We start from the raw sequence: 4,040 nt of genomic DNA on the forward strand, positions 1-4,040 counted from the left end.
CGCTGCCGAAACTGACCAAGGAACTCGCCAAGGTCCCCACCGGCACCGACGTGCTGGTCGAACTCACCGTCGACTTCCTCGACCACGCCTCCTACGAAGCCATCCACGACTGGGCCCGCCAACACGAAAACACCGGCGGCACGGTCCAATTCGCCGAGATCGGCACCGCCCGGATGGCGCACGTACTGAACGGCCCGCCGCAGCGCGGGCGCGCTCGCGGGCTGCTCGACGGCGCCCTCGGACCCTGGCGCGAACGCACCGGCAATGTCATCAACACCGGCGTCGCCGCTTATCACCGGGGCAATGCCCATGTGGTGCGGCCGCACCTGGACGGGATGCGCGACCGGCAGGACAATCCGCACTCGCTGTTCCTGACCTGCGCCGATTCCCGGATCGTGCCCAACGTGATCACCAACAGCGGACCCGGCGACCTGTTCACCGTGCGCAATGTCGGGGCGCTCATCCCCGCCGACGGCTCCGACACCTCGTTCGAGGCCGCGCTCGCCTTCGCCGTCGAGAATCTGCATGTCCGCAATATCGTCGTGTGCGGGCATTCCTCGTGCGGAGCCATGCGCGCCGTGCTGGACGGCACCCCGACCGCCCCCGGGCTCGAGGAGTGGCTCGCGCATGCCCTGCCGAGCCTGGCCCGGTTCCGCGCCGCGCCGCCGGTGGCCGTCGCCGCCGCGGCCGCCGGCTACGACGAGGTCGCGCAGCTGAGCATGGTGAACGTCGCGGTGCAGTTGCAGACCCTGCGGGCCCATCCGATCGTCAGCCGTGCCATGGCCGAGCACGGTCTCACGGTGTCGGGGTTGTTCTTCGACATCGGCACCGCGCGGGTCATCGAGATCACCACCGACACCATCGGTGAAATCGTCGATACCGATCACCGATCGGATCAATCGACCAGCTGAAACACTTCTCCGCCACCGAAAATCCGGGCCTCGGCCGTCGGCGTGTCCGCGCTTGCTTCCGCACGATTCGCACTTGAATACCAACTGCTGGTCTTCCTGAGCTGCGAATATCCGTGGAGGTCATGGATTTGACTCGTCCGACGATCGTGTCCCTCGCCGCACGCCGCGGACCCCGCCGACTACTGACCGCGCTACTGGGCGCGGCACTGGGCGTCGCGCTCGCCGCACCCGCCGTCGCCCAGCCGATCTACCCGCAACCCGATCCGGACCCGTTCTACGCGGCGCCCGCGGATCTGGCGGACCATCAGCCCGGCGCCGTCCTGGCGGTGCGGCCGATGCCGCCGCTGCTGATCTTCCCGGGCACCTCGGTCACGCTGGTCAAATTCCGCTCGACCGATTCGCAGGGTCGCCCGATCGCGGCCACCACCACCGTGCTGACCCCGGCCAACCATCGGCCCGGTGATCCGCTGCTGTCGTACCAGCACATCATCAACGGGCTCGGCTCGGAGTGCGCGGTGTCGCGCGTGCTCTACACCGCCGACCCGAACCTGCAGGTGCGCGAGGCGGCCGCGCTGAACGTGCTGCTCGCCCGCGGGTGGAGCATCGCGCTGCCGGACCACCTCGGCCCGCGATTCGCCTACGGCGCGGCGCGACTGGGCGGACAGATCACGCTGGACGGCATTCGCGCGGTCAGGCAGGTGCCCGAACTGGGCACCGGTGGCAGCCGGGTCGCCATGGCCGGGTACTCCGGCGGCGGCATGGCGACAGCGTGGGCGGCGGCGCTGCAGCCGCGGTACGCGCCCGAACTCGATATCGCCGGTGCGGCCGCGGGCGGCGTGCCGATGAATCTCATGACCATGGTTCAGGCGCTGGGCACCAACTCGCACCCGGCCTTCGGGCTGGCGATGGCCGCCGCGATCGGGCTCGAGCGGGAGTATCCGGACCGGCTGCCCATCAGTGACTACATGAATCCGCGCGGCCTCGCCGCGCGCGATGCGATGGCCGACGGCTGCACCAACGAGATTCTCGCCGCGGGCGCCGGGCGCAATGCCCTCGAATTCGCCCAGAACACCGAGCTGATCAACAGTCCCGAGGCGCGGGCGGTGGTGGAGGAGAACAGCCTGGAATTGTTCGACGGAATTCCGGAAATGCCTGTGTTCGAGTGGCATTCACCGACGGATCCGCTGATTCCGGTGGACGCGATCGTCAATACCAATCGACGATACTGCGCGGCGGGCGTGCGTTTGCAGGCCGAGGTGAACCCGTCGCCGGAACACCTGTCGGCGGCCGTATTGGGCGTGCCGTCGATGGTCAATTGGCTCGACGGCCGGATGCGCGGCGAACCGGCGCCGTCGAACTGCTGAGCCCGGGCCCCGCGGCCGCGCCCTGAACTCGTCATGACACGGGGATAGCATGGCGGCTATGACGGATGCCGATTTCGCCAGCTTCGGGGAGCCCAATCGCAGACGGCCGGAGGGGTCTCGCCTCACCCACCCGGCCAACGATTCGGCCCCGGCGCCGGTGAACGGCCTGACCGGTATCGACACCGCCGGCCGCAGTCCGTTCGGGCCGGAGATGCAGTGGAATCCGCCGGATTTCGCGACACAGTGGGCCAATGCCGCGACCCAGTCCAGCGCTCCGGCGCCCGAGGCGGGGCCGCCGGAGTCGCTCATGTCGGCGCCCGACGCCGTCGCCATCCGGCCGGAATCGTCCAGCACGCCGACCGATCCGGGCCTGCGACGCCCCGAGGCTCCGCGGACTGCGGAGTCGCCCGCGCTCGGCACCGGCAACCACCGGACGGGCTCGATCACGCCGCGCACCGAAAGCATCACCCCCCGGACGGAATCGAGCATCCCGCGCACGGAATCCCAGGCGAACCGCACCGAATCCGCGATGCCCCGGCAGAACTCCTTCACCACCACGAACGGCTCCCCCACACCCCCGCAGAACTCCTACCCGTTATCCAGCGATCCCCCTGCGCCCCAGCAGAACTCCTACACACTTTCCAGCGAGCCCCCAGCATCTCAGCAAAACTCGTACACGCGCCCCGCCGAATCCCCCGCAGCCCAGCAGAACTCCTACACACTTTCCGGCGAAACCCCAGCACCCCAGCAAAACTCATACACACGTCCCGCCGAACCCCCCGCAGCCCAGCAGAACTCCTACACACTTTCCGGCGAGCCCCCGGCATCTCAGCAGAACTCGTACACGCGCTCCGCCGAACCTACTGCGAACCAGCAGAACTTTTACACACTTTCCGGCGAGCCCGCAGCACAGCAGAACTCGTACACGCGCCCGGCCGAGCACACCGCGAACCAGCAGAACTCTCGCACGCTTTCCGGCGAACCCGCGGCCCCGCAACAGAACTCGCTTTCGGTGGGCGAATCTGCCGGTTCGCAGCAGAACTCCTTCGCCGGGCGGCGGGCTGATTCCCTTTCGCCGCGGAGCGAATCAGGCGCGACCCATACAGAGTTTCCGTCTCCGCACACCGAGTCCGCCGCGCCGCGACGGGAATCCCGGCAGAACTCGTTGCCTTCCCGAGCCGAATCCGCCGCGAACCGGCAGGACACATCCGCGCCGCGCACAGGCCCGATCCCCTCGCGGGGTTCCGACGCGAGCCTGCGTCAGGCGGCCGGCCGGCCCGACGCCGCCCACCGCAATGACGCCGAACCCACCCGCCGCGCCCCGGAACCACCCCCCACCCGCCGCGGCACCCACCGCCACACCGCACCCCTGGAGGACTCCCCCACCTCCATCGACATCCACCTCGTCATGCGCCTGCTGCTGACCAGCAGCAACCTGGAAACCATCGCCAAGAAGGCCGAATCCGGCGACTTCTCCCTCACCGAATTCATCCAGGCCGCCCACCGCACCCGCACCGTAGCCGTAGACCTCGTCTCCGCCTGGTTCGGCGGCGCCGACCAAATGCGCCAGTTCGCCGAAGCCCTATTAGCCGCAACCGAACCCACCTGAGCGCGATACCCCGGGGATCTACAAACGCGAAAAGGGGCGGTACCCCTGGGGGGAGGCCCGGTTGATGGGGGAATAGCCGAAAATTAAGATAATTGTTTAGCCGGCCGGCCCCCCCCGGGGGGCCCCCCCCCCGCGAGCCGCCCCGCCGCCCCCGGA

3 protein-coding genes are annotated in these 4,040 nt (G+C 69.0%); all 3 read left to right on the top strand.

Annotated features, from left to right (window positions below; all coding sequences use genetic code 11):
* The coding region (locus tag QH470_RS12375) for a carbonic anhydrase (RefSeq protein ID WP_280272471.1) at nt 1-911 on the top strand (911 nt) is incomplete at its 5' end.
* A 122-nt stretch (nt 912-1,033) separates the two neighbouring features.
* Nucleotides 1,034-2,275, top strand: a complete 1,242-nt coding sequence (locus QH470_RS12380) for a lipase family protein (RefSeq protein WP_280272472.1) — start codon at nt 1,034-1,036, stop codon at nt 2,273-2,275.
* A 58-nt stretch (nt 2,276-2,333) separates the two neighbouring features.
* On the top strand, nt 2,334-3,884 hold the full coding sequence (locus tag QH470_RS12385; RefSeq protein WP_280272473.1) for a hypothetical protein: 1,551 nt from the start codon (nt 2,334-2,336) through the stop codon (nt 3,882-3,884).
* Nucleotides 3,885-4,040 lie beyond the last annotated feature (156 nt).

Origin of the sequence: Nocardia wallacei (assembly GCF_029868745.1) — a bacterium.
GTDB classification, from domain to species: domain Bacteria; phylum Actinomycetota; class Actinomycetes; order Mycobacteriales; family Mycobacteriaceae; genus Nocardia; species Nocardia wallacei_B.

Bases quoted from the DNA above. Each gene is read 5' to 3' on its own strand.
- QH470_RS12385 (WP_280272473.1), top strand. From the start codon at position 2,334: ATGACGGATGCCGATTTCGCCAGCTTCGGGGAGCCCAATCGCAGACGG.
- QH470_RS12380 (WP_280272472.1), top strand. From the start codon at position 1,034: ATGGATTTGACTCGTCCGACGATCGTGTCCCTCGCCGCACGCCGCGGA.